Below are 26,400 nucleotides of genomic sequence, written 5' to 3'. Positions count from 1 at the left end.
CCCATGTCCCGAGACATCACACTTCGGATCGAGCCGTACATCGGTCGGATCGGGCCAGATTCCGTATGTTTCCGGGGGCGTGGCGGGTTTGCAAGTTCGACTCCCACTTCGGGCACGATCTGGTCCGGAGGCCGACGGTCCGCTGGTCACGAAGGAGTTCCCCACGCCGGGAACTTTGCGGAGAGCTACCGCAACCGCCATTGCGGTAACCGCTGCGAGCGGCGGTGGCACGGCCTGGCCACGGGACCGCGTCATGCGTTGGACATCGCGGCGCCAAGGGGCCTTCCGGCTCGCCAGTAGTTGAGGCTTACAGCGATTCCGCCCAGGAGCATCGCCAGCCCGGTCAACAGTACGACCGTCAAGAGTTGCAGACCGTCGAATTCGAGCCAATCCAGCATACCGATCAGCGCCCCGCCGAAACCGGCGAGCCACAGGTCACAACGCCATGTGAAGCACACCCAGCGCCAGAACGCCCCGTTCCCTTCATCCACCTGTGTGTCAGGATTCCGCCGGAGCCAGGCGAGAAAGTACGCCTTCTTGATGAGAGAGGTGACGATTATCGCGAACAGGCCGCTGGCGACCGCCCCGTAGAAGCCGAGGGCTAGCCACACGGCGGTCGAGTTTTCGTCGCGGAGACCGGCTGGCCATCCTCCACCCGCCATGCTGCGCAGCGGAACCAAAATCAGGAGCGCCCAGGCGGCCAGGGGAACGAGGCTCCAGAGGCCGTGCGCCCAGAGCGCGAGCGGCCGGTAGATCGCGAGGACGGACCTGCCGCGCAGGCCGCTGGTGGGCAGTTCGTACATTTCACCTCGCCGGCGCAGTAGCCGGGGATGAGGAAGCAGGTGGCCGTCACCAGCAGAATGCCGGGCCCGGCGATGAGGGCCGAGAGCCCCGACAGCTTGCGTTCGACGAACCCGAACTCCGCCCTATACGTTGGCGTTTGGCGATGCGGGCCAGCGCCTCGGCCTGGAGCGTCGCCGTGTTGAGAATGATGACGGTGAGCAGGGCCATACCGCTCAGACCCAACACCAGGCCGACGCCCAGGAGTACGAGTCCACGTCCGGTCCGGGCGGGTGCGGCGCCCGGCGGCGCTGGGGCAGGAGCGGCAGGTGGGATGGGTGAAGAAGCGGCGCTCACGCAGCACACTCTCTGTACACGGACGCGGCGCGCAGGGGCCGGTCCAAAAATTTCGTGAGGAAGTAAGCGACTGAGGAGCGCCGAACGAAAATTTTGGGTCGTGAGCGGCGCATGGCGCCCTGGTTGCGCGGAGGATCCGCCCAGCGATGATGGGGATCAGAATGACAAACAGCGAAGATGCTTCTGGTGGTTCATGGATGTGGGGGAGCGAGGCGGCATGATTCGAGTGGTGCCTTGCCTGAATACGTGTTGAAGCCGCCACAGCCGTCCGCACGCATACTGCTATTGGAACGCCGGATGAGCCCAGCAACCACAGGAATTTATCCATCGTTTACAGAGCGTGGCAGTGCCCACGCCGGTCATGAGCTCCTCCTCAGTTCTCGGCGTTGGCACTACCGGCATGGCCAGATCGCGGAGAAACGTCAAACATGGAACTCCCACAGCGGACGGAAACTTCGAGGGCCATGAGTTGGGGGCGTATCCGGAACCGGCGGGCAGTCCCGTGATCTCGCGGGTCCCGGCCGGCCGGCAATAATTGGACCGCTGCCAGTCACGCCACGTCCAACAAGGAGGTCCGCTTGCAAAGCTCTGATAAGAACGCATATGTCGTCCAAGCATTGTGACCACAGAGTTGCTCTAGGCTGCTGTGTACCGTCCGGATCCTCGGTTCAAGGTGGTGGTGAGGACGGACAATGGCGTAGGTTCTGGGCGCCTGCTGCATGCGCAGGAGGCCCCGTGACCTGGCTGATGCGGGCCCCTCCTCACGGAGAGCTGAGGTTGAGCGCTGCCAGTTCCCTGGCGGCGGCACTAAGGCCATCATTAGATTGTCAGAGTGCTTCGTTCCGAACGGAGAAGATCATGATTCGGGCGCTGCTATGCAAGCTGACCATTCGCCACGAATGGCACATCGAACACGCCGAAGACGGCGGCCTAAATAAGCGGTGTCTGCGTTGCGGCAAAGATGACGACCGCGGTGGCGGCGGACACGGCGCTCCTGGCGCTTGGGCCGGGCCGCCAGGGATGGGCTAGTTCCCAGTCCAACCAAGCTTTGGGCAGCCTGCTTGAGTAGCGTGGCCGCGCCGCTGCCGTCATCCAGGACATCATTCTGGGCAAAGGTCGTCCAGAGTGGTTCGAGCAAAGTCCACAAGGTGGTGGACTTCGTAAACTGCTCCTGCTTCTGATCCGATGTCCCCGGGTCTGTTCGCCACGAGGAGAGTTAGCTGACGGGTGCCGTCCGCGCTTGCCATGGAGATACCTGTATAACCAGCCGTTCCGGCGCCGTGGCCGTAGTACGAGCCGCGGGTGCAGGAGTCATCCCACAGGTAAAGGCCGAGGCCGTACTCAGACGTACCGCCGTCCTTCATCAGTGCTACGGCTTCCCGTTTCAACAACCGATTTTGCAGGAGGGCCGTGTAGAAAGCATTGACCTCACTCACTGTGGAAAACATGCCTCCTGCGGCGAAGTTGATCATGAACTCCGGTTGCGTGACATCCAGGTGCGTGCCGTCAGCAAGAACGTAGCCATGGATCATGTCCGAAACGTCCTCCCAGGGACTGCCAGAAGGCGTCTTCGCTTTCGGGCGGACGGGCGAAAAGGCTCCTGCAGGGATGTTGCGTGCGCAGCAGGTCGATGGTCTGTGTGCCGAGCCCCTGGCGGCGGTGTCCGTCGGCGACTTCCATGAAGTCGATCTCCAGTCCGTTGGCCGGCTTCCGGGACCCCGTAGCCGGGATCAAGTTCCGGGTGATCGACGACGATCAGGCGGACGACTTCCTCCCCGGCCCGAGTGAAGCTGTAGAACAGGTCCGAGGGGGAGGCGGCGATGATTCGTTGGCCTGCCAGCAGGCCTGTGTGAAGTCCTCTGATGCTTCGAACGGTGAGAGCACTGAATGTCCGTGCGGTGCCGGCCAGACCTGCCTGATCACTAGTTGATTGCTCACGGGATCAATTTAGACCCGGGCGGTCCCTTGGAGCACCCCTAGGACGGGAATTCGCGGAGGGTGGCTGCGACGGCTCTGACGGCGGCAGGGTCTTCCGCCCAGGACCGGCCTGAGCAGGTGCAGGCGTGGAAGTTGGTCACCTTCGAGCCTTTGGCTGCCTCAGTGAGTTCGTCCCAGGCAGCCTGAAGCTCATCCAGGTGTGTTCCGGTGACAAGGGTTCGTTTTTAGCAGCGGTGGCCGGAACGCGGCTCACAGGGACCGGTGTCTACGGCTTTCCGCTGAAAGAGACTTCTGAGGCCCATTTCTGTGTCCCTTCTGAGTGCGCGAGCGGCGGCCGGAGTATCAATGCGCTGCTTTCCGCTGCGCTCCAACCAGTATTGGTCGTCCGCTGGCGCGGCCGGCTGTTGGTTTCAGGGCTGTCCGTCTCAGAGCTCCGGCTATCCCACGACCGGGGTGTCACGACGATGCTCCTATAGGCGTCAAATTGAACATGGCAGTTTGATTCAGGACTGGTGTGACGTGGTTGCCCCGCTGAAAGTCGCTTCCAATCCAGGGTGCTCGTTCCGCCGCCGTGAAACACTCTTTCTCGGACTCATGACTCGGACCGCCATTTCCTCAAACGGAACGGCCACGATAGCTGAGGCTGCGGCGTCTTCTGCGCGGTGATCGCAGCAGCCAACAGTCCAGAGTTGGTGCAGGCGACTGTCCCGTCTTGGCTGTCCCGATTCCAAGGTTGTGGGACGGGTGCGGCGGTGCAGTAGGGGTGGCTTGTGGAAAAGTGACATATCCGAGGCAAAGGTCGTGTTCTTCGACGTGGCTTGTTAGTAGATGACGGTGCCGGTGGTCGCCACGGTGGTGCCGGAAACGGCGTTGCGGCCGCTGACCTCGAGCTGGATTCCTGTCCGCCGCAGCGGTGTCTCCAAGGCCGTGGAAAGGTCCGGAATGACTCTGGTGTTGATGCTGTGGAGGACGTCCTGAATGTCGGCGCGGTTGTTAACCGTGACTTTCATCGTGAGATCCGGTTCCCTGGCGGTGCCGCGCAGCAGCGCCGAGGAACCGACAACCCCGGGCAGGGTATTGATCTGGTTTTCCACCGCGGCGCCCAGCACCGAGGCATCACATAGCGTGATTCCAGAGGCGGGGTCCTGATGCAGCCGGTACCTGTCGGCGGGATTCCTTCGTGGAATCTGTGCCAGAATCCACAACAACCCCAGGCCGCCCATGAGAACCCCGGCCACCAGGACAATGGCCGTAACAGAGGCCGGCTCGAAGACCGTGTGCAGGTCCCCTGTCACGACGCGACCCTCTGCAGCGACCGTTGCAGGGCTCATGGCGTGCAGCGCTCCGCTGGCCGCCAGCAATATCAGGACACCGCCGGCCAGGGCGAGAATGCCAAGGATGACCAGCCAGGTGCGGTTCAGCGCTCCGGCGTGTTGTCGCATGGGGTTCCTTCTTTCCGGAATACGGGAGGATGGTTGCCGCGGTCATTCCTTGGACCGGACGGACGCCGTGACCTTCGGTACCGGGTTGAGCCCGGTACCGGCCAGGCGTTCCCTGACCACGGCAATGACACGCCCGCGCAGCTCCCCTGTTTCGTGCAGAGCCGTGGTCACGTTCAGGTGGACCGCGCGTGCCGAGGCCGTGGCCGATGCTGAACTGACGCCGTCGACATATCCACAGTGCGCCGCCGCGTACCGCGCAACGGCCCGCCGCGTCATGACAATCTCCTGCCCGCCCGCCACCGGGGTCTGCCCCCCGTCCCCGGGAGCCTGCAGCCGCAAGGCGTTAAAGCGGCCCGGAACCAGAGCTGCCGCCAGCAGGACGACTCCCACGACCGCCGCCGCAGCCCCGGCGGCCCAGACTCCCGGATCATTCCAGGTCAAACCGGCCAGCCAGTCCCGGGGGCCGGCCAGATACACCGGCCACGAACCCGTGACCAGCCGGGCCACTGCCGCCCATACCAGCGCCACGCCGGAGGCCAGAAGCAGCGTTCCCAGAATCAGGGCAGGACCAGCCCGGCTCGGACGGTGCCGCAGGGGCGTGGATTTCCCATCGTGCCGGCTCATAACAGCCTCCGGCGGCCGGTGGATTCCTCAGCAGGTTTCAGCCAGGACACTGTGATGTCGATCTGGCGTACCTCCACCCCGGTCAAGGCGTTGACGCGTTCGCTGATGCGGCGGCGCAACTGCTCGGTTACCTGGCGCAGCGGTACCGGGTAGAGCAGCCCTATTTCCACGCTGAGGGCGGCGATATTGCCCGCAAGCTCGACCGTGACTTTGGGCCGGGCGGAAAAGTCCGAATGTGCTCCGATGCCCAGAAACCCTCCGGAGGACCCGCCGGCAAAGGACTCTTCGCTCGCGACCTGACCGGCGATCTTCTCCACCACCTTCCGGTCAAGGACAGTGCGCCCCCGCGAATCCAGGTCCCGGGAGCCGGCAGGTGCTGCGGGGGTCGTCATCGGCTGGATGCTTTGCCGAACAGGGCCTGCAGATCCAGTTTCCCTTCCGCAAGTCGGCCCACTACCAGCCCAATCAGGCTGAAGAGGACCGCTATCACCAGGGCTGTAAAACCTCCGAAGGCCAAAACGATTCCTAATACCAAACCGATGGCCAGACACCATCGTGTAGTGGACATGCGGCACTCCTTCCAAAATCGGTTACCGCCCGAAAACGCGGCGGAGCGGGTGGTGGTTACTCCAGAGGCTTCCTGGCGTCCTCCTGTTCGGGCCGCTCATCCTCGGGTAGATGAACATCGGTGACGTGGACGTTCACTTCCAGCACCTCCAGACCGGTCGCGCGCTCCACCGACTGGATGACATTGCGCCGGATCCCCTGGCTCACCTCGACAATGGACGTTCCGTACTCGACGACGATGCTCAAGTCGATGGCGGTCTGGCGTTCGCCCTTCTCCACGCTCACCCCGCCGCTGACATTCGTCTGGGAACCGGGAATGCGCTCGGTCATCGCGCCGAACGCGCGCCGGGCAGCGCTGCCCATCGCATACACGCCGGGAACCTCACGCGTGGCCATGCCGGCCAGCTTCTGGACCACGGTTTCCTCAATGGTGGTATCCCCCCGGTCCGTGTGCAGCAGGTCAGTCGTTCGGCGCGTCTCAACGGGGGCGTCCCGTTTCTGCTCCTCCTGGGTTGCCACCATGCCTCCGGACTGTCCTGGGAGCTGTGGGGCTTCTGTCACGGGAACCATCTCCTCAATCAACCGATGCGATGTTGCCTACATGGTTAAAGACGCACGTCACCACCAAACGTCACGCGGAACGGCAAACTGTTTTGTCCCTGCTTCCCCCCGCACCGGGCATTCCCATTACCGGCCCCGTCTGAAAATATTGGTCTTAAGCCCCGGAACCCGGGTGGCGCGGTTCGGGGGCAGAAGGGGATAGCGGTGACGATGGATGAGCGTGAACCCGTTGTCCTGACCCGGCCCGAGGATCTGGACGAGGCGACCGTCGTCGCCCGGGCTCAGGACGGCAACCTGGACGCCTTCGAATACCTCGTCGAGGCGTATCAGGGCAGACTTTTCCGTCTCGCTTTCCGGATGCTCCATGACCGGGGAGAGGCCGAAGACGTCGTGCAGGACACCCTGGTTGCCTGCTGGAGAAAGCTGCCGCTGCTGACAAGCGTGCAGGCTTTCAGCGGGTGGCTTTACCAGATGGCCACCAACCGCTGCCTGGACAGTCTGCGTCGACGGTCCAGTCAGGCGGAGGTCGTCCAGGAACCGGTAACTCTGCAGACAACCGCGGATTCCTTCACCGGACCGGGAGCCGGAGGCGATCCCGCCCGCGAAGCGGAAATCTCCTGCGAGATCGACGGCCTGGCCACAGCGCTGCTAACCCTCCCGCCCGGGCAGCGCGCCTGCTGGATCCTGCGGGAAATCCACGAACGCAGCTACGCTGAAATAGCCGCAACGCTGAAGGTCAGTGAACCGACGGTCAGAGGCCGCCTCGCCAGAGCACGCACACAACTCGCGGAAAGGATGAGTCAATGGCAATAGACGAAACCATCCCCAGCCTGGGCTGTGGCCGCAGCATCGACGAGGTCTGGGCGACCATCAACCAGCCTCCCACCGCCCATGAAAACGGCTGCGCCCAGTGCCGGACGGCACGGGCCAGCCTGGCAAAGCTCGCGAAGGCCGCCCGCACGCTTCGGGACAACGATGCAGAAGACGCCTCCCTGCGGCCCCATCACGCCATCAAGGACGCCATCATGAACCTGGCCCGCGCCGAAGTCCGGAGGGGCAGACGGCTGCCCGTCTACCGGGCCGATCAGGGGGGCATCACGATCAGCGAACAAGCCATCACTTCAGTCATCTGGTTCGGCGCCGATGCCCTTGCGGGAGTACGGGCCCGTCGCTGCCGCGTCCATCCTGACCCGGCTACCGCGGACGACCCCCGCCCGGCCGGGACCGCCGGCATCTCGGTGAACCTTCGAATCGCCGTGGCCTCCGGCACCGACATCCCCGGAACCGCCGAGCTGCTGCGTCAGCGGATCATCAGCATGATCACAGCACACGTCGGACTCAACGCCGGAGCCGTCAACATCACCGTGGAGGATCTCTACGATGTCTGAGCATCCCCTCGAAGCCCGGCTGATCAGCAGCGACCTTATTGCCGACCTTGCTGCCCGCACCGCCCTCGATACACCAGGTGTCCTCCGGCTCGAACCGACCCTGAAAAACCTTCTCACCCACCTGGGAAAAGGAACAATCCAAAATCTCCGCAGAACAGACACCCGCAACACTCCCACCCGGCACGACGGCGTGTTCGTCACCGTCCACAACGGCATCGCCGACGTCCAGCTCGACATCGCCACCGATATCGCCTTCGCAGCCCTGAAGATCGCCCAGGCCGTGCGGGAGCAGATCGCCCGGACCATCAGCCACACCGGGCTCATCCCCGGGCGCATCGACATCTCGGTCCTGGCCATAGAGCACCCACCCACCGCCACAGCGGCTCCTCCTCCCAGGCCCCTCTGACCCGGACACCCGCAGGACGGCCACCCCACCATCATCGTTACGGATCCGCCCGACGATTCCGAACCACGGCACCGCACCCGGACTCCCGAGCGCTACCCCATCGACATGGAACCGGCATGAACTCTGAACCCAACAACCAGGAAAACCCGACCGAAGGCATCACGGCCGGAACCGGCCGCAACCAAGGCAAGACATTCTGGGCAACGGCCATCCTCCTCCCGCCGGCGCTGCTGCTGTGCGGGGTCTGGATGCTGCTGATTGCCAGCTACCTTCCCGCCACCGTGTTCTTCTTCGCCGCCATGGCCTCTCTGGCCTACTTCGCAGCCAGACGCCGGCCCGGCCGCAGCCCAAAAGACGGCCGACCCTAAAACCGGAAGCTCAACCGGCTTGGCACAGGCGGCCAAGGACCATGCCCGGCCGGGCGTACGGGGTGCTCCTCGGGCGCGGGGCGGCCAGTTGATCGACGGGTCACCGTTTTCGATATACCCTGACGGTGGCCTTGGTGGCACAGGGTGCGGGCGGGTCAGGCAGCGGCGACGGTCGCTGTTGATGCAACGACTTTGGGGGAGTCATATGACAGTTCAGCCTTTCACGGACCATCGCGAGCCGCTTCCGGAGCCCCCGGTCCGGCCCCGGACTTCTGAGCAGCATCGGGCCACGCCCCCGCTGGGTCTTGCGGAGTGCGGTTCAGATTTCTCCGTTGACCGCGTGAGCCGGGGAGTACACCGGATCATCCTGCGATCCAACGCACGCATCACCGAGGATGAGTGCGTCCGGTCAAGTGCGGAACTGCTGAAGCTCACCGGAGGAAAGCCCGCAGCCGTGCTTTTGCAGATCACCGGCGTCGGTTCTGTCAGTCGTGCAGCGATCAGCCTTTGCAGCGGAGGGACCCCCGTCACAGCGTTCGCCATCCTCGGTGGTACTCACGTGGACCGCGTCATGGCCCATTCCCTTATTCGGCTGGCTCCGCCCGAATGCCCCACCAGGTACTTCACGGAAGAAGAAGAAGCCGTCATCTGGCTCCGAATGTGGTGACCTTCGATAAGTTCCGCCACCGGGAGGGGACGTTCGTCCTGCCGAGTCCAGCTGCGGCGCTGACGTCGCTTCGTCAAGCGGCGCTGGCGCTACGCGGCTGGTATAGGTTCCCTTCCGGAGCATGGCGTAGAGGGTGTCGCAGCGTCTTAGGGCCAATGCCGCGAGGGCCTGGTGGTGTCGTTTTCCTTCGCTGCGTTTCCGGTCGTAGTAGGCCCGGCAGCCGGGGTCTTGAGGGAGGCGAAGGCGGAGAGGAACAGGACCCGTTTGAGTGCCTTGTTGCCTCTGCGCGAGGCGTGGTCACCGCGGAGGGAGGACCCCGAGCGCCAGGTGACGGGGAAAGGCCTGGATAGGAGGCGAGATGTCCGACGCTGGCGAAGTTCTTGCCGAGGACGTCGGTGAGGATCCGTGCGGCTGTCCTGAGGCCCACCGCCGGCTACGAGGGCGTGTTGCTGAACCCATCTGATGTTCGATGCGGTTGGTTCGTGTGATGGGCAATCGCTGTCTTGTAGCTGACGATGTGTGGGCCGTGATCGGACCGCTGTTTCCCGCCTGCAAGGGCAACGGGACCTCCCTGGACAGCCGGAGACTTCCTGGACCGCCAGTGCCCTGGCATCTGCCGCCGTCGCCTCGCACCCCCGCACGACGCCGGGCGCCGCGGAACCGGCACCCATCCGCCCCTGTCTTTCACCGATCGCCGGGCGTACCCTGAACCCACAGCCCGTACCGCGCCGGTATAGGGCAGTTGAATGCGGGATCACACATGAAGGGCATCATCGATGGAGATGGACATTCGGGACCACTGGGACCGGCTCAGCGCCGCCACTCGGCAATGGCTCACTGACAACCCCGGGTGCCTGATCCTGCCGCGCACCATGACGGAGAGGATCTGCCAGGAAACCGGCAGAAGCGCCGACTGTGACCAGCACGGACAAGCCACGCTCTCCCGGGGAGACCTTGACTTCATCCGGGCCAAGGGCAATCAAATCCCCGATACCGATTCGGAATACCGGTTCTTTGACGCAACGCAGCCTTGAACATGCGGTTCGGCCGGGTGCCCGGACTTCGGTGTGTGCCGCATGCCGCGCCTCTACCGGCAGTCGCGCGGCGGTCGCCGCCGCCATCCGCGGAGACCCTGCTGCCGCTGCCCCACCAGCCACCGCCCCGGCCGCCGCGAATATAACGGTCCGGATCAGCGTGTTCGCCGCACCGGCGCCCGCCTCCGGGACGGGCGGGGAACCGCAGGTCGAACACCGCCGGTGACACCCCGGCGATCCGTCGCTGAATCTGGCGGTGATCCCTGCCGCGGGCCGGCCAGGGTCCGGCTGAGGCCTCCTAGCCTCCGCTGTGTCGTTCGTTCCGTTCGTGCACGGTGGCGGCGGCCGCAGGATCCGAGCCAATGGGTTGTGCGGCAGCCTGACCGGCCCTACATTGGGGCATGACCACTTCCCCGGGCCGGCAACTTTTCTCTGAGCTTCAGAACCTGAGCACCGGCACGGCAGGAGCAGCGCGGTGCCGCGCCGAGGGAGGGCCGGGATGCGCATTGGTCTGATCGCTCCGCCCTGGATACCCGTGCCGGCGCCGGCGTATGGCGGCATCGAGGCCGTCGTTGATGTGCTGGCACGGGGCTCACCGCCGCGGGACACGAGGTCCTTCTGGCAACCGCGGCAGGCAGCACCTGTCCGGTCCCGCAGGTGCCAGGGGCCATGGCGGGGGACCCGGCAAGAATGGGGATGTGCGCTGACGAGCTCCGGCATAGTGTGTTCGCCTATGAGGCGATGGACGGCGTCGATCTGGTCCACGATCACACCCTCGCCGGGCCGCTGTACCGGCACGGGACGGATCAGAGACCCATCATCGCCACGGCCCACGGCCCACGGCCCACTCACCGGAGGGCTGCACGGGGTCTACCAGGCGATAGCCGCCGCCTCCTCACTCATTGCCATTTCCCACCACCAGGCCCGCTCTGCCCCCGACCTGAGGATCAGCCGGGTCATCCACCACGGCATCGACACCGCTATGGTTCCGGTCGGGAGAGGCGACGGGGGCTACGCATGCTTTCTGGGCCGCATGCACCCCGACAAGGGCCTGACCCAGGCCATCGCGGCCGCACGGCTGGCCCGGATGCCGCTGAGGATCGCGGCGAAAATGCACAATGGTGAGGAACACGAGTATTTCCGCACGGTCATCACACCTCCACTCGATCCTGATGTGGAGTTTCTGGGCGAGCTGAACACCAGGGACAAGTACGCACTGTTGGGCGGCGCCGTGGCGCTGCTGAATCCCATTCAGTGGCCCGAGCCTTTTGGCATGGTCATGATCGAGGCCCTGGCCGCCGGCACCCCGGTCATCGCCACTCTCCGGGGCTCTGCCCCGGAAATCATCGATGACGGCGCAACCGGCTTCCTGCGCGCCGGAATCCGCGAACTGGCCGCCTCCCTGAAAGAGGCCGGAACGCTGGACCGCCGCCGGTGCCGGCACGCGGCCGAGACACGCTTCAGCACCGAAAAAATGGTCTTCAAACACCTTCGACTCTACGAAGAGGCCCTCGCCGGCGGACCCGTTGCGGCCCCAACCGACAGCTCCGTTGGATACCAAAGACTCCCCAAACTGAAACAACGAAGCTCCATCAGTTAATACCTGGACAACAGAAGAACCTCTCCCGTTCAACAGATACGGACAAGCATGGACACCTCACGCTCAACCGCCGCGGTGGCCCGCCTCCGGCACGAAAGCCCGCAGAACGCCCTTTCAGGGTCGGCATGTGGATGGCGGGAACCGCCTGATCCTCCGCACGGGTGAGAATGTCAATCTGACTTGAGCCCACTTGACCTTGGGATTGCAGTCTTATTGGGGACCACTAAGCGTATGCCGGGACTGGCTGACCTTGGCGTCTGAGCGGCGGGGGACCGGCTTACGGGCGCGTTCCACGCGGATTTACCCAGGCAATGGCTGCCGGGACAACGGTATCTTTGCCACATGATCCTTAACGTTCATGAGCGGCACATTGCGGCGTCAGTTGCGGGAGGTAGGAACGCTGATCGATTATGCCGATACGTCAACGCCCATTCTGACTACGAAAGGGACTGTGGAATTAACGGTTGCGGTGGAAGCCCGCTTTGAACGCCTTCGCCATCACTTTCAGCGACCGATTCCCGGCAGCTGAAAGCTACTAAAAGAATGCCGGCTACCGGACGATGCTCACCGGGGTGGTTATCGAAACGGAAACCCCGACTCCACCACCCCGGGAGGAAAGCAGACCGCTGAAGCAGCGCGGCTATTGGAGAAGCCGGCCCCGGAACAGGGCATGCTCGCGGGGCTCGCACCCGTTTGGGCGTCCGCTGCGCGGTCGGCTGTCGGGAACCTGTGCGTCAGTCGCAGGGCTCCGGGCGCCCTGGCCCTGTTTGTCTACGACGATGCTCCTATAGGTGTCAAAATCAAAAACCAAACGTCGGCTGGGGGCCGAGTGTGCCGGATGAGTCTATAAATGGATGGCTCGGCCGCTTGCAGATTGTCACAGTCCCTAGCTAGCCGCGGGTCGGGCATTTGTTCTGCACTTCTTTGCGGGCATGGCAACGGTCCCCGGGCGACGGACGAAATTTCCTAACTTCGAAACCAGTTCAGCTCAGCCGGGGTGCTTGCCCACCGACGGCGGTGTTGGTGATGGATCCAGCGGCAAGGTCAGCCTGCCTACTAACGTAGGTGGCGGTACAGGTGACCGACGCGCCCGGTGCCAGGCTCGCTGAGGCTCGGGGCAGGTGACTTGGGAGAGATCGACCGTGCGGGAGTACCCGCCCTCGACGATGATGACATCGCTGAAAGGACACGCTGCAAGCGGGGGGCCAAGCGGCAAGCTTCCTCCGGACCTGCCGGTAGAGCCGTTCCCTAGAGTAAATTCGCTGCGAGGGTTCTGGCGATGAAGGTGCCGTACCGGTCAGCGGACCATCCTCTTTTGAGGACCAGGGTCTCGTACAGCTCCGCGGCAGTGCTTGCAAACATGACGTCTGCCGCTTCCTGGGCGCTTAGCTCTGGACGCAGGATCCCTCGGGCCGCTATTTGCTGCGCGTTGTGAAGCATCCGCCGGTAGCGTGCATCGTCGACTTCTTGCAGCAGGTCCGCCATGTCAGCATCACCGCTGGCCGCCGCCTCCCGGATTAGAAGGACAATCGGAGTCACGAGCGTGCTGACCTCGCTGTTCAGGCGGCCGAACTGCTCCATGAGCACCAGTGGGTCCGTGGTTGTCAGCTGCGCCAGATCGGAACGCTGCTGGGCAGGCAGCACGCCTGCACCCAGCAGGCTCTGTTCCTGAATGGCCCGCACGAGCCCGGGCTTGCCGCCGAAGTTCTTGTACACCGACTCCGGTGATACTCCTGCCGCGCGCGCGATCTCCGCGATTGTCGTGGCCCCAAACCCCTTCCCGAGGAACAATTCCCGCGCCCGCGCGAGCACCGTTAACCGCGACTGCTCGGCTAGTTGCTGCCGCCGTCGGGAATTGTAGGTTCGTTTCGGTGTGGCAGGCGTTGAGGCATTGACGCGGGGAGGCATGCAGTCTTAAGCTCCATTCAGTACAGTTCTCTGTACTGAATTATAACCCAGCAAATTTAGCCTCCTCTTCTCAGCCGAGGCACCAAGGAGCATTACCATGGGCACCCCTGGCGGTCTCGACCGCCTCCCCGACGGGCCGGTTCGGCGTATGTTCGCCGCAGCCCGACAGCACGACCTCGATGCCATGTGCGCCGAGTTCGCCGACGACTACGTCAACATCACGCCCAACCATCCCGCCCGCAGTTTCACCGGGAGAGCACAAGTGCGGTCCAACTGGTCCGGTCTGTTTGCGGGGATCCCGGACCTGACGCTTGAAATCCATGACGCGGCATCGGAGCCCAGCGGAAAGGTCTGGGTTGAGTGGAGCTCCGCCGGAACGCGCCGCGACGGCGTCCCTGTCGAACAGGCCGGCGTCGCGATCTTCAGCCTGCGGGAGGACTGGATCTCCGCCGTCCGGTTCTATCTCGAACCCGTTGAACGTGAATCCGGTGACGTCAACGCGGCCATACGCGCCCTCGTGGGAGCTGACACGGAAGGTGTGCGGCCATGATTCTCGTCGTTGGAGCTAGCGGCGAGCTCGGCGGCCGCGTTGCTGAACTGCTCCGCTCCGCGGGACATGAGGTCCGTTGTCTGGTGAGATTGAACAGCGACGAGGCCAGGCTGCGCGAAATCGGCGCGGAAGTTGTGCACGGGGACCTCACCGTACCTGCAAGCCTCAAAGCCGCATGTCAGGATACCGATACAGTCATCGCCACGGCCACGGCAATCACCCGACGCCTAGCCGGGACCAGCCCCGCGACCATTCAGGCGGTCGATGAAGAAGGCATGAGCTCCCTGGTGGATGCAGCCGAAGCCGCCGGCGTGCGCCGCTTCGTCTACATCTCATTCACAGGAGCCGACGCTGCAATAGGCACCCCCTTGGCACGCGCCAAACTGGCAACCGAGCGGCGCCTTGCCATCTCGTCACTGCAGCCCGTCGTTGTCCGTTCGGACGCGTTCCAGGAAGTTCAGTTCAGCCCAATGGCACGGTTCGACATGGCCGCAGGGAAAATAACAGTCATCGGTAAAGGCAATACCAAAAGGCGCTGGGTGGCCGCGGCAGATGTCGCCGCCCTCATTGCGGCAGTCGCAACCGAACCCAATCCACCGTTGATGATCGAGTTCGGAGGGCCAGAGCCCCTCACGAAAAACGAGGCCATCGCCATCGCCACCGAGCTCACACATCACCGCATGAAAGTCCAGCGCATCCCCCGCTCCGTCGCCCGACTTGCGGTCCGCCTCCTCGACCGCCGCAACGATGCGCTCTCATCCGTGTTCGGCGCCGGGCTGCACCAAGACCTGCACGAGGCAACCTGGGATGACAAGCCCCTGCGCGAACGCGGAATCAACGCTCGGACCGTCAGCGAATACCTCCGCGAACAAGCACACGACCTCATCTGACCACGCGTGCTACCGAAGCCGTCGGTAAAGTCCGTGCCAATATCATCGTCGACACCGGGACCGAGCTGACCTTCCACGCTTCTGGAACGGCTACTGGATGGTTTTCCAGGCCAGGGCTGGCATGGCGCGATGTTGACGGTGTGCGAGGTGCCGCGCCTTGCGGGATGCCCACCATTAACTGTCCCGCTACGGGCACGGAAGGGCCGTGTTCTGACATCCTGTGCTGTCGCCTCTGACATTGGACACGTCTCGTGTGTGAGAGGATCTGCGCGGCCGTGATGGCCGACCGGTGTAGTGCGAACAGGTATTTGTCTTGACCCGCAAAGACCATTCGCCTTGCGTGTCACGCGTTTACTGACGACCGTGTGCCTGAGCAGCAAGCCTCGGGTTCAATGCTTCTTGCCCCCAACACCCGGTACAGACGTGACTTGCTTCATCCACGCCGCGATCTGGCGTTCGTCGATGTCATCTATGGTTTCGAGCTCGACACTCCGCGTTGACTTGCCCATCCCACTGGTGTCACCGGCGGTACGCGATCGAGCGCCACGCCATTCACAAACATGAGCTTGACGTGGCCGGCAAAACCGCCGCAGCTGAAGCACCACCCATCGCCGACACCGTAGTACGACATGCCCCACTTCACTGAACGCCGGAGGTCAGGCAGCGTCTTTGCCGCCAGCGCATCGACCGTTTCGGCGATGCCGCGCTGCGGCTGCGGCCGGCTGGCGATATATGCGAAGACCGGCTTGTCGCCGACCGCCGCTTTCGCGGGGCTTGCCCTGCCGGTCATGGCCTTCGGCAGCGTGGTGGCTGCGTCGGCAGGTGCCGCTGCGGCTGCGGCCGGCTTTTGGGCTTCCCCCTTAGCGATCTCCCTGCTGGTCATGGAGACCATTATTCCTTAGGCATCGCGAGAAGGGGCTAGGGCGTATCTGCTAGTGCAGTCGTGCAGATGGCTGCCGGCTTATAGGCGCCTTTGCTGACGGGTGGCCGTGGCTCCGATCTCGATTCGGAAGGGCCTCTTCAGTAGTTTCCTTGAGCAATCCAGAGCGAAGTTCGTCCGGATGTTTCCGGGGTGGAAGGCCGCCGCGGACATGTCTTAGCTGCCGAAGCGGCTGGCGGCTTTCATGGCCTGGGAGGCGGGTCCGATTCAGCCTGGCGGCATAGCGCTACATATCAACTCTGGGAAATCCGTTCAGCGGATGTCTGGCGCGGTCGAACGAGGTTAGCAACTGTCAATCCCGCGGTGAGAGCACGTGCGGCTGAGCCGGTGTTAGGCCGGCCATGTGGTTGGACGGCCGTTGCGGTAGGCGTCGCGCTGGAATGGCCGTGACACCGCAAAGGGGCGGCCGTGGGGCGCCGTTGGTGGGTGTCTTGTCTTTGACGCCTACTACTCCGATGGGCGTCGGATCAGTCCTCGGGTTCGAGGGTGATGGCTGCGTCGAGGGCGTCGTCGACGACGATGAGGTAGTTGTCCCTCCCGGCTGCCAGTGGGATGGAGTGGTGGCCATATTTGTTGTAGGCGACATCGACGGCGTCGGCGGCGTTGGTGATGTTGAGCTTGCGAAGGAGCCGCGCGATGTCGAGGGTATCCTTGTCCCGTTCGGCGGCAATTTTCATGGCCAGGAGCGTCTCGGTGTCTGCGGCCTGGATGGTGAGTCCGTGGAGTTGTTCGAGTTCGACCCAGGTGGCGTTGTCCGGGACGAAGGCTGTTGCGTTGGAGTTGAACCAGTCGGGGGCGAGGTCATAGGCTGCAGCCATTTCAGCGACGATGGCGTTAACGCTGCTTTGGTCGGCGTAGCTGGCGTCGATGTCGGCAGTGGGGCGGTTGCCGATACCTTGCAGGATGAGGGCGGCACCGCCAACGAGTTTGATGTCGCCGTGGAGGCCTCGGGCCTGCAGTCGTCGTCCGAGTTCGTGCAGAAGGGCGTTTATTTGTGTGGCGGTGAGTTCTCCGCCGGTCATGCGGTGCCCAGGCTGCGTTCGCGGATGAAGACGTTCATGGCGGCGAGTTCCTCAGGCGTTTCGGAACGGGTGAGTTGTTTCATCGGTTCGCGGATGTTCCGGTAGGACTCTGCAGGCATCCACGCTTCGGTGAGGGGTTTGATGCGTCTGGTCCAGGACGGCGCAGGCTGGCCGAGCCGGTGTGCAGTGTAGTTGGTGATGCCCGCGAGGGCGGCGGACCAGTGCGGGTCCTTGAGCCGGGGGCTGCGTTGGAGCAGGGGCCTGCCTGCCTTGAGGGATGCTGTGGCGTAGTCGGCGAGCATCTTAATGGCGAACTCGAAGTCCCGTGAGCCGATCAGACGGGCGAAGGTCTGGGCGTAGTCCCGCCGTGCCGGGTCGTGGTCGGCACCTTTTGGGATGGGGTCGGTGGCTTCCAGTGACACACCCAGGGCCGCCAGGATGGCCAGGGTCTTGCCGAGTTCGGCGCGCTCGTGGCCAGCTTCGAGATCCACGAGGAATTTCCTTGACACCCCAGCCCTGACAGCAAGGGTCTGCTGCGACAGTCCGCGGTCCTGGCGCCGCGCGCGGATGATGGCGCCGACTGCCGCGGGCGTGTCGATGCTGGGTCCAGATGTCATGGCGTCCTCCCTTGCTGTCTACCATTATGTCACCGAACGGTGACAAACGCCTCTCGCCAGCGGATGGGAGGTCCTGGCGACGGACATGGATTCTGGATTGGTGCTTCAACGTCATGTCCTGGCGGGACCAGTTCTGATGGCGCCTGTCGAGTCGGTCGGGCGGTCAGTATTGTGGTGGCGCCGCCACTTCTTGCGACCTGGAGGTGCCGCCGAAGGGCAAAAAAGGGGGTGTGCACATTGTGCAGACCTGGGGCGTCGGATCGGTCCGTACTTCGGTCGGACTGGACCGTATTGGGGATGTTTTCAATTGTTCCCAGTGTTTGCAGGGGGGAGTCCGGTTCGAGTCCCACCTCGGGCACAGTGTTTCCACAGGTCAGCGGGGTTTCTGGTGTTTTTTCGTGAGGACAGTGTCCACACTCCAGCCTCTGATCTGCTTCTCCGGGTGTGTGGGTTCCCGCAGTCCCGTATTCGGTTATGTGTGGGGGAGCAGGCTCAGTCCGGCGGGCCGGGTCCTGCCAGACCGGGTTTCTTCTGGGTGTCCATCCTTGTGTGTCCTTTCCCTTTGGGTCACCAGTTCATGGCGGCTGGGGCCGCGTACAACATGACTTGCTGATTATTTGCGGCATGAGCCGGATGGTCGCGGTCGCTCCTGAATTTTTGAGCCGTACCGGTGGGACGCTGTCGTGTTCGAGTGGCTTCGGAACCTCCCCGCCGTCGTCTTCCGCCGTATCCCCATGCCTGCGGGTTTATGACGCTTCGAGGACCCAGAGGCGGTAGGCCCTGTCTTTGTCCATGTTCCAGCCGGCGACCATTCCGGAGCCGATCATTTGGTCGCTGAGCCTGGCCAGGCGGTAGGCGGGGTCGGCGTCGCATTGCCGTGTCGATGTCAGCGTCCCCGAACTGCAGTGCGAAGGCATACGGTCGGCCGAGCTGCCCGGCCAACTGAGCGGAGTACGGCGAAGAGCCCAGCAACCAGGTTTCCGGGGCGGTCGACGGTGCCGGCACTCGGTTCTCCTGAGCCTGCCAAGGGCCGGGCACTGCGTGGACGCGTTCGAATGGGTGTCCAATGGGAAACGTGTCCCCTGGAAATCCCAGTAATTCGAGTATTTGGTGTGGGAATCCATCGTTGGCCTCTGCGCCTCGACGCAGGGCCCCAGCAGTTTTCCCATCAGTGCCCGCCGCGCGGCCAAGCCCGAGATCGATCCGACCGGGAGCCAAGGCGTTAAGCATCCCGAACTGCTCGGCAATCAGCAATGGGGCGTGGTTGGGTAGCATCACGCCTCCGGCACCGAGGCGGATGTGCACCGTCTCGGCGATGAGGCGGGCAATCATCAGCGATGGTGAAGATACCGACGTCGCCCCCATTCCGTGGTGTTCGGACATCCAGAACCGGTGATATCCCAGTCGGTCCGCCGTGCGAGCGAGTGAAATCGTACCTGCGAGGCCCTCTTCAGCGGATTTCCCGACACCGGTGCCGCCGGCGGAGAGCACGGACAGTGCGAACGGGGCGGTGCCGGTTGTTTTTCCGAACTTCATACAAACTCCTTGAGGAAGATTCGCTTTGCGGCGGGATGTACCCGCGGTGAATCATGCACGACCGATTACTTGGTGTTTCCTGCTCACGCGAGTGGTCGGAGGGGCTTCTTGCTCCGTGTCAGAAAGGACTGGGGCCCGCCTGGGTCTAAATCGTCGTGATTCGGATGTGATTTATGGGTTTTGCGATGTAACGGATGACTTCTTGGGAGATGCCAGCTTCTTGGTTCTTTCTTCAGTTCAGGGACGCATCACCGTTGACGCTTCGAAGGTCATCCAACTCATGTGGGTCGGAAGATTTGGCGGCCTGCAGGCCTATGGTGCCGGCGGCCGGCCAGGGACGCCTTGTTATAACTGCGCCACCAGTTCGGCGCCAGCGACGGCTGAGCTGCCCAGATCGCTGCCTGTTGTGGGCTGCCCTGAGGTAAGTGCCGCGGTCCACGCCTCAGCGGTGGAGACTTGCGCCCAGTTTGAGTTCAGAAGAGCCATCAGTGTTTCGTGGACCGTTTTGGCGTCGGTGAATCCTGCTTCGTTGGCGATGTTGATAGCGCCTGTCGCATCTGAAATGACCTCTGTGCTGAAGCCCAGGAATTCTGCCTCGGCAGCTGACGCGAGAACGCAGTTATTGGTCATGTAGCCCACCATGGTGACTGTGTCGACCTTCTCGCTGCGGAGCCAGTTGGCCAGGTCCGTGCCTGCGTAGACGGAGCTGTACTGCTTGGTTAGCAGCTTCCAGGAATTGGCTTTGCGCTTCTCCACCTCTGGGTGCAGGGCGAAATCTGGCGTGCTCGGGTCAAAAACGGGTGCACCTACTCCTGCGCTGTGCTGAACCGCGACGACCGGGATCCCGGCGGCAGTGGCAGCATCAATTACTTGGGTGATCTTTGAGAGCGAGTCTTCTTTGGGGGGGAACTGAATCTCCAGCGGGCCGCCGAAGTACTGCTGCTGGATATCGATAATGATGAGTGCGCGGCGGGGTGTAGTCACGGTGGTCTTCTCTCCTCAATAGATGGCGTCCGGAAGGACTGCCGTCTTCAATTGTTCAGCCGCAGCGAACGCGTCACCAGTGGCACGAATGCTGATCTACGGTCTTCGATGATCACTGTACGGATGGTGAAGTATTCCGTCCCGGCACGGTTCATCGGCAGGAAGGTCCGGGTGTCGTTGAGGGCGTCTGAGGTCGTGGTGTTCGACGGCCGAGCCGTGGCCGCCAGACATCAGCGGATCGTTTCCAAGCACGGGCAGTCAGTCCAGCTGGACCACTACCTGGAGGTCCTCAAGACCAAACCCGGCGCGCTGCCCGGCTCCATAGCCCTGGCCCGGGCGCGGGAGTCCGGCGCGCCTGCGCCCACGAGGCATTCTGGGCTGCCTGCCGCCGGGTCAACGGCGACGCCGATGGCACCCGGGAAATCATCGATGTCCTGCTGCTCCACCGCTCCATGGACGCCGGCGACATCCAGGCAGGGATCACCGCTGCCTTACAGGTGGGTGCTGTCAGTGCCGACGTCGTTGCCGTCGAAGCCCGCAGACACGCCTCAAGTATCCCCACGGGTGGGTCCGGATCCGACCGTCATCCCGGTGCTCATGCTGAAGTTAAAGTGCAACGAGTTGTCAGTCTGACCCAGCGCCGGCTCATGGACCCCGCGGCTGTCATCGCAGGATTACCGCCGGACACCCGGCCCCTGCCCTCGGTCAGGAATTACGACGTGCTGTTGGCCAAACGCAGCGAACACCCCGTAGGAACCGCGTCTAAGGAGAACATCTCATGAGCCCTGCAGCACCGTCTACGACGATCACGCCGACCCTGCGCGGGCGGCGCGGCCTCACCGAGGAGGCCGCTGTCGCCGCCGTGGACCAGGCCTGCCGACGGCTCCGGTTGCCCACGATCCGGGCCGTGCTCGATGAAGCCCTCACCGTCGCGGGGAAGGAACAGCTCTCCTACCAGGGCTTCCTGGCGGAGCTGCTGCTGGCCGAGTGTGATGACCGGGACCGGCGCTCCTCCATCCGCAGGGTGAAAGCTGCAGGCTTTCCGCGGGATAAGTGGCTCGGCGACTTCGATTTCGATGCCAACCCGAATATCAACCCTGCCACGATTCACACGCTGGCCACCGGGGACTGGATCCGCAAAGGATCACCCTTATGCCTGATCGGGGACTCAGGGACCGGGAAATCCCACCTGCTCATCGGGCTCGGCACTGCAGCGGCGGAGAAGGGCTACCGGGTCAAATACACTCTGGCGACCCGGCTGGTGAACGAACTCGTCGAAGCCGCGGACGAAAAGATGCTGGCCAAGACCATCGCCCGCTACGGGCGCGTGGACCTGCTCTGCATTGACGAACTCGGCTACATGGAACTGGACCGCCGCGGCGCGGAACTTTTGTTCCAGGTCCTCACCGAACGCGAGGAGAAGAACTCCATTGCCATTGCAAGCAACGAATCCTTCTCGGGCTGGACCCAAACGTTCACTGATCCGCGCCTCTGCGCCGCGATCGTCGACAGACTGACCTTCAACGGCGCCATCATCGAAACGGGCACCGACTCCTACCGGCTTGCTCGCATGACAGAACGAAGGGAAGCCAGCTAAGGCCGAGGTGTCGGAGCCCGCCCCCATTGGCAGCGTTGAAGGGCTTGTCGGGTTAGCTACCGGCGTGTTGTTGTTGGTGATTCACATCATTGAGATGAGTGCTCTACGGGGGAGGGCAGCGTAGTGTCGTCGTTCTAAGCCAGGCTGGCTCTAGTTACAATCATGCTGCTTGCACTTCGCCTGCGCCCCGCCAGGGCAGCCCACCAAACTACTCGTGGCCAATAGAAAACGAAACAAAGGGACAGGCTTATAAGGCGCTGGACGGGTCAACACGAGGTGCCTGAAAGCTCCAATAACCGTTGCCGCCGGGCCGGGTAAGCGGGTCATCAGGGTCATCAGCCCCGCCGACGCCGAATTGGTGGTTGCCGCAGCGACGGAATGGGAATCCAATCAGCCCTGCGCGAAGGGCAGATTCGGCTGCCCAGCTCTTACACGATCGATGGCTGCGATAGCCGGCTTACCCAATTTCCGGGCATGATCCTCGTTCGCAGACCCTCATGCGTTGTCATCGAAGTCACCAACCACGCCACCGGCAAATCATCCACAGTCTCCGTACCCATGTACGGGGACAACTGCCACACATAGCCGACGGCCGTTCACGGCCGGCCCCACTTTTTCGATCCACGAACGTTTTGGAGTGGGCCCAACTAACAACTGCCCCGTGGGGCCAGGAATGCTTGACACAACCAGGGCCGTGTACCAGTGCTTCCAGGCTTCAGGCTTCAGTCTTCAGGCGTCAGGCTTCAGGCTTCAGGACGAGTCTGGCAGCGACAGAGGGCAACTGCCGGGCGTCGCCAGTTCGAAGACCAGGCAGACGGGATGCGCCGGATCGGTTCATGACCGTAGACCAAGTGATCCGTGGACAGCTGCCAGCGTACAGCCACTGGACTGTCTCCAGGAACTGAGACGGTTGCCTCCCGAGCGGCTCATTTCCGGTCGACAACTACTGCAGGAACCTGAAGGCAGTCCAGGCAGCGGATTTGAGCTGGCAGTTGTCTCGGTGCCGCGCGGCGAATGTCGGCCTTCGTTTCGGACCGGCCCTGTGGACCGCTGGCGCGTTACAGGATAGGCAGACGAGCATGTTGCCGTGGAGCTGCCGCCATTGGCTATCCTTCTGGCCGAACTCCTGCGCGTCCCAGTCGTATCCGTCTACTAGGCTTTTCGCTCTTTTCATTGCGAGTTCCTATTCCTGTTGGGAACGGGGACTGCCCGGCGCGCCGTAGTCAGCGGGCCGGGCAGCTGAAGCCGGATGAGGGCGGTCCCTCGGCCGCTTTCCTTTCAATCGTTTATGACGCCTTTGGTACTGCTCGTTACCTACCCAAGGTCGTCGGGTAGCGAGGCCAGCTCGGATTGGTCAATATTTAGGACTCCGCGACATTTCCATCCCGCATTAGAGGGAAAGCCAAATCGTCGTTTATGGAGGCGCAGCGATTCGAACGCATCCCGGCGCTCTCTGTTCCTGGGTTCGTGTCCGGGCCAAGGGCGGGGGGTCGACGATGTGTTGCCCCCCGTCCCTGGTACCCCAGACCCTAGGACTTGGCCGACTCCAGTTTGAGCATTTTGGCGATGACGCCGTCCAGTTCGGAGTCGTCGAAGATCTTCTTCCAGTCGTCCTTGATGATGGCGCCCTTGCCGTACTGGATGGCGATTTCGCAGGCCTCGGAGAACGGGTGGGAGCCACGGAGCGCGTTGGTCAGGGCGACCTGCACGTGGCCGAAGAGCATGGCCTTGGCGGCTTCCTCCGGGACGCCGGCGGTGTGCACGGTCTCGTGAAGGGCCTCGTTGAGCAGGGTGCCGATCATGCAGGCCACGGTTTCCACCAGGGTGGGTTCGAGGATGGCGAGCTGCTTCACGGTGACCCAGTGCACGTCGATGACGGGTGCGTAGATGGTGCGGATCGTGGCCTCGGTCAGCTTGCGGGTCGCTGCCGGTGCGTCCTCGTCGATGGCGGCAACGACGTTCTGCGGAGCTGCGATGCCGCCGAAGGCGTCGGCCCATTCCTCCTTGGTGGTGCGTTCCAGGAACACGGACGGGTGGCACGGGTGGGCGACGGAGTGGACGACGTCGTCGCGCTTGGCCAGCAGGCTGGCGTAGGCGGCGGCGGGGTCCAGGGTGAGCAGGACGGCGCCTGCCTTCATTTGCGGGACAACGCCTTCGGATACGATGCCCAGTACTGTGTCAGGGACGGCGAGGATCACGACGTCGGCGCCCTTGACGGCGTCGTCGGTGGAGGTGATCTCGCGGCCTTCGGCTCGGACACGGTCCTGGCCCGCGGGGGAGTTTTCGCTGTAGTAGACGGTGTGGGCACTCTTCTGGAGGTTCCGGGAAACGCGCATTCCCATTTTGCCTCCGGCTCCGATGACGGCGATGGTCAATTGTTCTGCTGACATTTCACTTGCTCCTTAGGAAATCGATGCTTTGTTGGGTCCACTGGTTTTCGAGGCGGATGGTCTCTTCTTCGGAGTCCTGCCAGGGCAGCCAGTGCTCGATGATCTGGTTGATGTTTCTTTCTTTGGGCTGAAGCTTTCCGGCCATGTAGTCATAGTCGAGAAGGCCTTCACCGAGCGGTGCGCCGGAGTATGTGAACCCGACCCATCCCTCCTTGCGGCTGAACGCAAAGTCTTTGATGTGCATGTTGAGGACATAGGGCGCGACGGCGTCGATCACCTCGCGGGGCGGCTCAAGTGCCGCCACGGTGTTGGCAGGATCGCTGCAGATTCCCAGATACGGGCTATCGACCCTGCGGATGACGTCCAGGATCCGGGCGGTGAGTACCTGTTCGTAGGTTTCCACGGCGATCTTCACCCCCGCCGCTTCGAACTCCGGCAGGACCTCTCGGAAGATTGCAATGGCGTCCTCGGCGGAGGGCGTGTGGCCCGGGACGTTGAACATCGTCCGCAGCAGTGGCGACCCCAGGATGCCGGCAATCCGCAGGAACCTCCGGAGGTGCTCGGGGCGGATCCCTTTGGTGCCCAGTTCCAGCGCGATTCCCAGCGCGTCCGCGGTGGTCCGGACGTCCTTGAGTTCCGCGGCGCTCATGGACTCGAGCGGTGCGTAGTCGCAGATCTGGAAAAGGTCGACGTCCAGGGCTGCCGTACGTTCCAGCGCCTGGTGGATACTAAGAGGCTCCGATACCCGCCCGGAAAGCTGCCAGAAGAAGGCATAGCTGCTGAGGCCGATCGTGGCGGTGCTGGTGGGGGTCCTCATGTTGTCGCCTCGGTTCGGGCCAGCAGCCCGAGCCGTTCCGCGGTCTCGTCCAGGATGGTCCTGAGGGCCTCCGGGTCGTGGGCGAATCGGCCCAGGAAGAGCCCGGCCACGGCGGAGTCCAGCTGGCCGATCAGTCCCGGTCCCGCGCTGCCGCCGTAGATGATCCGGCTGTCCGCCTGCGCAGGACGGCTGCGCAGGTGCACGTCAAGGGCGCGGATGACCTCGCTGATGAAGGACGGCGTTGCGGGTTCGGCGGCGCCGATGGCCCATTGCGGTTCGTACGCGACGATGGTCCGTCCGGACTGGCCGAGGCTCTCCGCCCGATTAAGGACGGCATCGATTTCGCCGATGCAGTGCCATACGGCGTCGTTGGCTGTGCCGCGGTCGGGTTCCCCGACGCACAGGACCGGGGTCAGGCCGTTCCGGTAGGAGGCCGCGGTTTTCAGCCCGATCACGTCATCGTCTTCGCCGAAGACGCGGCGTCTCTCGGCGTGGCCCACTTCCGCGTAGCGGCCGCTGACCTCGGTGATGATCTTGCCGCCGACTTCGCCGGTGTAGGCGCCCTCATCCTCCCAGAAGATGTCCTGGGCACCGGTGGCTACTCCGGCAGGGCCCAGGATCCGTGCCGCTTCGGCGAGCACCGGGTGGGATGGCAGGGCGAAGAGTTCGATCTCGCCGTTGCGGACTGCGGGGTGGTCCGCAGCGATATCGGCGATGTCGCGGCACCAGTCGAGCGTGCGTTCGTAGTCGAAGTACATCTTGAGGCTGATCCCGATGATGGCCTTCGGAGTCGCTGTCTCTCCGGCATTGGCCGAAGGATTCTTAGCAGGAAGTGACACCCTCGTAGTCCTTAATCAGCGTGACTTTCTCGGCCGAGGCGGAGGTTTCGTCAAAGGTGTAGGTGAGCCATTCGCGGGCGAGCCGGCGGGCCAGTTCCAAGCCCACGACGCGCTGGCCGAACGTGAGGATCTGGGCGTTGTTGCTCAGAACGGAGCGCTCCACCGAGAAGCTGTCGTGCGCGGTGACTGCGCGGACGCCGGGGACCTTGTTCGCGGCGATGGCGACGCCGAGTCCGGTGCCGCAGATCAGCAGGGCACGGTCGGCGTTGCCGGCGGCGATGAGTTCGGCAGCGGCGATGGCCACGGACGGGTAGGGGGTGTGGCTGGTGGCATCCACTCCGACGTCGGTGACGGATTCGACCAGCTCGGAGGCCTCCAGGTCAGCCTTCAGGGCTTCCTTGTATTCGAAGCCGGCGTCGTCGGCTCCGATGACCAGGCGCAGTTTGGCACTCATGCGTTCTCCTTGACTGTGTTCTTCTCGGCGGGGGTGTTCTCGCTGAGGGTGTTGTGGATTGCTCGGACGATCAGTGCCATGGACACCGCTCCCGCGTCCGGGGTGCCGAGGCTCTTCTCGGCGT

The 26,400-nt window shown here is 63.5% G+C and carries 27 protein-coding genes and 3 pseudogenes; 11 read left to right on the top strand and 19 right to left on the bottom strand.

What is annotated here, in order from left to right:
- Positions 1-251: 251 nt before the first annotated feature.
- The 7 genes from J7I79_RS22020 to J7I79_RS21990 form a co-directional block, all read right to left on the bottom strand.
- Entirely contained in the window at positions 252-803 is a 552-nt protein-coding gene (locus J7I79_RS22020) for a hypothetical protein (RefSeq protein ID WP_214957024.1), read from the bottom strand.
- Positions 804-2,237: 1,434 nt separating this feature from the next.
- Positions 2,238-2,669: a beta-lactamase family protein gene (locus tag J7I79_RS22015; protein WP_214957018.1), complete on the bottom strand. Its 432-nt coding sequence runs from the start codon at positions 2,667-2,669 to the stop codon at positions 2,238-2,240.
- A 1,227-nt stretch (positions 2,670-3,896) separates the two neighbouring features.
- Entirely contained in the window at positions 3,897-4,517 is a 621-nt protein-coding gene (locus J7I79_RS22010; protein WP_214957016.1) for a hypothetical protein, read from the bottom strand.
- A 42-nt stretch (positions 4,518-4,559) separates the two neighbouring features.
- Positions 4,560-5,141, bottom strand: a complete 582-nt coding sequence (locus J7I79_RS22005; protein ID WP_214957014.1) for a DUF6286 domain-containing protein — start codon at positions 5,139-5,141, stop codon at positions 4,560-4,562.
- The gene (locus tag J7I79_RS22000) at positions 5,138-5,533 is read right to left on the bottom strand and encodes an Asp23/Gls24 family envelope stress response protein (RefSeq protein ID WP_214957012.1); all 396 of its coding nucleotides are present in this window, start codon (positions 5,531-5,533) and stop codon (positions 5,138-5,140) included. The genes J7I79_RS22005 and J7I79_RS22000 overlap by 4 nt, the downstream gene beginning before the upstream one ends.
- Positions 5,530-5,709: a hypothetical protein gene (locus tag J7I79_RS21995; RefSeq protein WP_214957011.1), complete on the bottom strand. Its 180-nt coding sequence runs from the start codon at positions 5,707-5,709 to the stop codon at positions 5,530-5,532. The genes J7I79_RS22000 and J7I79_RS21995 overlap by 4 nt, the downstream gene beginning before the upstream one ends.
- A gap of 56 nt (positions 5,710-5,765) precedes the next feature.
- Positions 5,766-6,269 carry an Asp23/Gls24 family envelope stress response protein gene (locus tag J7I79_RS21990; protein ID WP_311380647.1) on the bottom strand — a complete coding sequence of 168 codons (504 nt, stop codon included), beginning with the start codon at positions 6,267-6,269 and terminating at the stop codon, positions 5,766-5,768.
- Between the two features lie 210 nt (positions 6,270-6,479).
- Here J7I79_RS21990 and J7I79_RS21985 point away from each other — a divergent pair, with 210 nt between their 5' ends.
- The 5 genes from J7I79_RS21985 (at position 6,480) to J7I79_RS21965 (ending at position 9,098) form a co-directional block, all read left to right on the top strand.
- Complete coding sequence (locus J7I79_RS21985; RefSeq protein WP_251043155.1) at positions 6,480-7,082, top strand: RNA polymerase sigma factor; 603 nt, start codon at positions 6,480-6,482, stop codon at positions 7,080-7,082.
- Positions 7,073-7,657, top strand: coding sequence for an Asp23/Gls24 family envelope stress response protein (locus tag J7I79_RS21980; protein WP_214957007.1), 585 nt, complete (start codon positions 7,073-7,075; stop codon positions 7,655-7,657). The genes J7I79_RS21985 and J7I79_RS21980 overlap by 10 nt, the downstream gene beginning before the upstream one ends.
- Entirely contained in the window at positions 7,650-8,063 is a 414-nt protein-coding gene (locus tag J7I79_RS21975; RefSeq protein WP_214957005.1) for a hypothetical protein, read from the top strand. Before J7I79_RS21980 ends, J7I79_RS21975 begins: the two co-directional genes overlap by 8 nt.
- A 116-nt stretch (positions 8,064-8,179) precedes the next feature.
- Positions 8,180-8,431: a hypothetical protein gene (locus J7I79_RS21970; protein ID WP_214957003.1), complete on the top strand. Its 252-nt coding sequence runs from the start codon at positions 8,180-8,182 to the stop codon at positions 8,429-8,431.
- Between the two features lie 340 nt (positions 8,432-8,771).
- Entirely contained in the window at positions 8,772-9,098 is a 327-nt protein-coding gene (locus tag J7I79_RS21965) for an STAS/SEC14 domain-containing protein (protein ID WP_214957001.1), read from the top strand.
- A 73-nt stretch (positions 9,099-9,171) separates the two neighbouring features.
- Here J7I79_RS21965 and J7I79_RS21960 read toward each other — a convergent pair.
- Positions 9,172-9,531: pseudogene (locus J7I79_RS21960) on the bottom strand (transposase); the annotation flags it as partial.
- A gap of 343 nt (positions 9,532-9,874) precedes the next feature.
- Between J7I79_RS21960 and J7I79_RS21955 the strand changes: the two are divergent.
- Complete coding sequence (locus tag J7I79_RS21955) at positions 9,875-10,132, top strand: hypothetical protein (protein WP_251043153.1); 258 nt, start codon at positions 9,875-9,877, stop codon at positions 10,130-10,132.
- Between the two features lie 733 nt (positions 10,133-10,865).
- Positions 10,866-11,732: a glycosyltransferase gene (locus J7I79_RS21950; RefSeq protein ID WP_251043152.1), complete on the top strand. Its 867-nt coding sequence runs from the start codon at positions 10,866-10,868 to the stop codon at positions 11,730-11,732.
- A gap of 1,248 nt (positions 11,733-12,980) precedes the next feature.
- Here J7I79_RS21950 and J7I79_RS21945 read toward each other — a convergent pair.
- Complete coding sequence (locus tag J7I79_RS21945) at positions 12,981-13,640, bottom strand: TetR/AcrR family transcriptional regulator (RefSeq protein ID WP_214957000.1); 660 nt, start codon at positions 13,638-13,640, stop codon at positions 12,981-12,983.
- Positions 13,641-13,737: 97 nt separating this feature from the next.
- On the opposite strand from J7I79_RS21945, the gene J7I79_RS21940 reads away from it, so the two are divergent.
- On the top strand, positions 13,738-14,190 hold the full coding sequence (locus J7I79_RS21940) for a nuclear transport factor 2 family protein (RefSeq protein WP_214956998.1): 453 nt from the start codon (positions 13,738-13,740) through the stop codon (positions 14,188-14,190).
- Positions 14,187-15,080 (top strand): SDR family oxidoreductase, encoded by an 894-nt coding sequence (locus J7I79_RS21935; protein WP_214956996.1) that lies wholly within the window; start codon positions 14,187-14,189, stop codon positions 15,078-15,080. Before J7I79_RS21940 ends, J7I79_RS21935 begins: the two co-directional genes overlap by 4 nt.
- 469 nt (positions 15,081-15,549) lie before the next feature.
- Here J7I79_RS21935 and J7I79_RS24425 read toward each other — a convergent pair whose 3' ends face one another.
- From J7I79_RS24425 to J7I79_RS21905, 6 genes and pseudogenes are all read right to left on the bottom strand, one after another.
- A complete protein-coding gene (locus J7I79_RS24425; protein WP_251043151.1) occupies positions 15,550-15,963 on the bottom strand; it encodes a DUF1801 domain-containing protein in 414 nt (137 codons plus the stop codon).
- 524 nt (positions 15,964-16,487) lie between these two features.
- On the bottom strand, positions 16,488-17,042 hold the full coding sequence (locus J7I79_RS21925) for a DUF6036 family nucleotidyltransferase (protein WP_214956994.1): 555 nt from the start codon (positions 17,040-17,042) through the stop codon (positions 16,488-16,490).
- Positions 17,039-17,659, bottom strand: a complete 621-nt coding sequence (locus tag J7I79_RS21920; RefSeq protein ID WP_214956992.1) for a helix-turn-helix domain-containing protein — start codon at positions 17,657-17,659, stop codon at positions 17,039-17,041. Before J7I79_RS21920 ends, J7I79_RS21925 begins: the two co-directional genes overlap by 4 nt.
- Positions 17,660-18,405: 746 nt before the next feature.
- A complete protein-coding gene (locus tag J7I79_RS21915) occupies positions 18,406-18,576 on the bottom strand; it encodes a hypothetical protein (RefSeq protein WP_214957030.1) in 171 nt (56 codons plus the stop codon).
- A gap of 10 nt (positions 18,577-18,586) precedes the next feature.
- Positions 18,587-19,195, bottom strand: a pseudogene (locus tag J7I79_RS21910) (MsnO8 family LLM class oxidoreductase); the annotation flags it as partial.
- A 345-nt stretch (positions 19,196-19,540) separates the two neighbouring features.
- A complete protein-coding gene (locus J7I79_RS21905) occupies positions 19,541-20,179 on the bottom strand; it encodes an isochorismatase family protein (RefSeq protein WP_214956990.1) in 639 nt (212 codons plus the stop codon).
- A 99-nt stretch (positions 20,180-20,278) separates the two neighbouring features.
- Here J7I79_RS21905 and J7I79_RS21900 point away from each other — a divergent pair.
- Together J7I79_RS21900 and istB are read left to right on the top strand one after the other, a co-directional pair.
- Positions 20,279-20,961, top strand: a pseudogene (locus tag J7I79_RS21900) (Mu transposase domain-containing protein); the annotation flags it as partial.
- Complete coding sequence (gene istB, locus J7I79_RS21895; protein WP_214956988.1) at positions 20,958-21,776, top strand: IS21-like element helper ATPase IstB; 819 nt, start codon at positions 20,958-20,960, stop codon at positions 21,774-21,776. The pseudogene J7I79_RS21900 and the gene istB, both read left to right, overlap by 4 nt.
- Positions 21,777-23,305: 1,529 nt before the next feature.
- Here the strand turns inward: istB and J7I79_RS21890 are convergent.
- Genes J7I79_RS21890 through J7I79_RS21875 form a run of 4 tightly spaced genes read right to left on the bottom strand, consistent with a single transcriptional unit; the run spans position 23,306 to position 26,276 of the window.
- Complete coding sequence (locus tag J7I79_RS21890; RefSeq protein WP_214956986.1) at positions 23,306-24,166, bottom strand: phosphogluconate dehydrogenase C-terminal domain-containing protein; 861 nt, start codon at positions 24,164-24,166, stop codon at positions 23,306-23,308.
- 1 nt (position 24,167) lies between these two features.
- Positions 24,168-24,983, bottom strand: coding sequence for a sugar phosphate isomerase/epimerase (locus J7I79_RS21885; RefSeq protein ID WP_214956984.1), 816 nt, complete (start codon positions 24,981-24,983; stop codon positions 24,168-24,170).
- Positions 24,980-25,822, bottom strand: coding sequence for a triose-phosphate isomerase family protein (locus tag J7I79_RS21880; RefSeq protein ID WP_214956982.1), 843 nt, complete (start codon positions 25,820-25,822; stop codon positions 24,980-24,982). The genes J7I79_RS21885 and J7I79_RS21880 overlap by 4 nt, the downstream gene beginning before the upstream one ends.
- A complete protein-coding gene (locus J7I79_RS21875; protein WP_214956980.1) occupies positions 25,806-26,276 on the bottom strand; it encodes a ribose-5-phosphate isomerase in 471 nt (156 codons plus the stop codon). The genes J7I79_RS21880 and J7I79_RS21875 overlap by 17 nt, the downstream gene beginning before the upstream one ends.
- Between the last annotated feature and the right edge of the window lie 124 nt (positions 26,277-26,400).

Source organism: Arthrobacter sp. ISL-69 (assembly GCF_018613775.1).
In the GTDB taxonomy this organism is placed as follows: Bacteria; Actinomycetota; Actinomycetes; order Actinomycetales; family Micrococcaceae; genus Arthrobacter.
Note: the sequence above shows the minus strand (reverse complement) of the source record. Positions and strands in the feature narration are given on the sequence as shown.

What these genes read in the sequence shown, in the direction of transcription:
- J7I79_RS22020 (WP_214957024.1), bottom strand. Translation starts at nt 803, where the DNA reads ATGTACGAACTGCCCACCAGCGGCCTGCGCGGCAGGTCCGTCCTCGCG.
- J7I79_RS22015 (WP_214957018.1), bottom strand. Translation starts at nt 2,669, where the DNA reads ATGATCCATGGCTACGTTCTTGCTGACGGCACGCACCTGGATGTCACG.
- J7I79_RS22010 (WP_214957016.1), bottom strand. Translation starts at nt 4,517, where the DNA reads ATGCGACAACACGCCGGAGCGCTGAACCGCACCTGGCTGGTCATCCTT.
- J7I79_RS22005 (WP_214957014.1), bottom strand. Translation starts at nt 5,141, where the DNA reads ATGAGCCGGCACGATGGGAAATCCACGCCCCTGCGGCACCGTCCGAGC.
- J7I79_RS22000 (WP_214957012.1), bottom strand. Translation starts at nt 5,533, where the DNA reads ATGACGACCCCCGCAGCACCTGCCGGCTCCCGGGACCTGGATTCGCGG.
- J7I79_RS21995 (WP_214957011.1), bottom strand. Translation starts at nt 5,709, where the DNA reads ATGTCCACTACACGATGGTGTCTGGCCATCGGTTTGGTATTAGGAATC.
- J7I79_RS21985 (WP_251043155.1), top strand. Translation starts at nt 6,480, where the DNA reads ATGGATGAGCGTGAACCCGTTGTCCTGACCCGGCCCGAGGATCTGGAC.
- J7I79_RS21980 (WP_214957007.1), top strand. Translation starts at nt 7,073, where the DNA reads ATGGCAATAGACGAAACCATCCCCAGCCTGGGCTGTGGCCGCAGCATC.
- J7I79_RS21975 (WP_214957005.1), top strand. Translation starts at nt 7,650, where the DNA reads ATGTCTGAGCATCCCCTCGAAGCCCGGCTGATCAGCAGCGACCTTATT.
- J7I79_RS21970 (WP_214957003.1), top strand. Translation starts at nt 8,180, where the DNA reads ATGAACTCTGAACCCAACAACCAGGAAAACCCGACCGAAGGCATCACG.
- J7I79_RS21955 (WP_251043153.1), top strand. Translation starts at nt 9,875, where the DNA reads ATGGAGATGGACATTCGGGACCACTGGGACCGGCTCAGCGCCGCCACT.
- J7I79_RS21950 (WP_251043152.1), top strand. Translation starts at nt 10,866, where the DNA reads ATGAGGCGATGGACGGCGTCGATCTGGTCCACGATCACACCCTCGCCG.
- J7I79_RS21945 (WP_214957000.1), bottom strand. Translation starts at nt 13,640, where the DNA reads ATGCCTCCCCGCGTCAATGCCTCAACGCCTGCCACACCGAAACGAACC.
- J7I79_RS21940 (WP_214956998.1), top strand. Translation starts at nt 13,738, where the DNA reads ATGGGCACCCCTGGCGGTCTCGACCGCCTCCCCGACGGGCCGGTTCGG.
- J7I79_RS21935 (WP_214956996.1), top strand. Translation starts at nt 14,187, where the DNA reads ATGATTCTCGTCGTTGGAGCTAGCGGCGAGCTCGGCGGCCGCGTTGCT.
- J7I79_RS24425 (WP_251043151.1), bottom strand. Translation starts at nt 15,963, where the DNA reads ATGACCAGCAGGGAGATCGCTAAGGGGGAAGCCCAAAAGCCGGCCGCA.
- J7I79_RS21925 (WP_214956994.1), bottom strand. Translation starts at nt 17,042, where the DNA reads ATGACCGGCGGAGAACTCACCGCCACACAAATAAACGCCCTTCTGCAC.
- J7I79_RS21920 (WP_214956992.1), bottom strand. Translation starts at nt 17,659, where the DNA reads ATGACATCTGGACCCAGCATCGACACGCCCGCGGCAGTCGGCGCCATC.
- J7I79_RS21915 (WP_214957030.1), bottom strand. Translation starts at nt 18,576, where the DNA reads ATGCCTTCGCACTGCAGTTCGGGGACGCTGACATCGACACGGCAATGC.
- istB (WP_214956988.1), top strand. Translation starts at nt 20,958, where the DNA reads ATGAGCCCTGCAGCACCGTCTACGACGATCACGCCGACCCTGCGCGGG.
- J7I79_RS21890 (WP_214956986.1), bottom strand. Translation starts at nt 24,166, where the DNA reads ATGTCAGCAGAACAATTGACCATCGCCGTCATCGGAGCCGGAGGCAAA.
- J7I79_RS21885 (WP_214956984.1), bottom strand. Translation starts at nt 24,983, where the DNA reads ATGAGGACCCCCACCAGCACCGCCACGATCGGCCTCAGCAGCTATGCC.
- J7I79_RS21875 (WP_214956980.1), bottom strand. Translation starts at nt 26,276, where the DNA reads ATGAGTGCCAAACTGCGCCTGGTCATCGGAGCCGACGACGCCGGCTTC.